Annotated in this window: 2 protein-coding genes; both read right to left on the bottom strand. The window is 63.4% G+C overall.

The genetic code is table 11. The annotated features are described in order from the left end of the window. On the bottom strand, positions 1-119 hold a 119-nt coding region (locus EOA28_RS40745), incomplete at its 3' end, for a Mu transposase C-terminal domain-containing protein (protein ID WP_245501705.1). Between the two features lie 144 nt (positions 120-263). Next, the coding region (locus EOA28_RS37340) for a transposase family protein (protein WP_245501704.1) at positions 264-801 on the bottom strand (538 nt) is incomplete at its 5' end.

The raw sequence follows: 801 nt of genomic DNA, 5'->3' as shown, positions 1-801 counted from the left end.
AAGGGCCGATCGAGTCGGCCGGCCCAGATGCTCAGCACGTCGTCCCAGTAGCGGATACAGAACAGGTGAATGCCGTCACGACGTACCAGCCGGTCGACGCTGGGCAGGAAATCGACCATGAAACCGGCGAGATCATGAGGGCGACGCACGGGCTGACACGGCGGGCTGCGGCCTCTTGCCAGGCCGCGAGCGGCGGAATTCCCAGCGTTCCATGCCGATCGGCGTGATAGCGCGTGATCTCGAGCGCTATCCAGCGTTCCAGTTCATCCAATCGTCATCGTCGCATTGGCGGCGGAATCATAGCCGCCGCGCTGGTCGATGTCGCTGAAGGTCGTGCCCGGCAGAAGATGGACGGCGCCCATCATGGTGCCGATCAGCCGTTCGATTTGCCCACCACAGTGGGGCGTGGCGACCGGACGGCAAATGAGGTCGATGCCATATTCCTCAGCGCCGCGCCGCAGAGCGCGCGAGCGGAATTCCTTGGCGTTGTCGACATGGATCGCGTCGGGAAACCCGCAGATGGGCCATTCCGCATCGATCCCCAGCCCGGCGAGCCAGGATTCATTCGGCTGCACGACAGGCTGGATTACGAGCGCGACCGAAACCGTCGATGGTGGCTCGAGCGTCAGATAGAAGCCCGCGACCGTGCGGCTTGCGACGTCGATGGCGAGCGTCAACCATGGCCTTTGCAGTGGCCGACGATACTGGCGATCGACGACAATGACATCGACCAGTGTGTGGTCCATCTGGACAACGTCGAACGCGCACTCAGCGGCATATTCTCCCGGCACAGGCCGGAAG

This window comes from Mesorhizobium sp. M2A.F.Ca.ET.067.02.1.1, from assembly GCF_004023285.1.
Classification (GTDB): domain Bacteria; phylum Pseudomonadota; class Alphaproteobacteria; order Rhizobiales; family Rhizobiaceae; genus Mesorhizobium.
The sequence above is the reverse complement of the archived record's forward strand: the minus strand, read 5'-3'. Positions and strand labels throughout refer to the sequence as shown.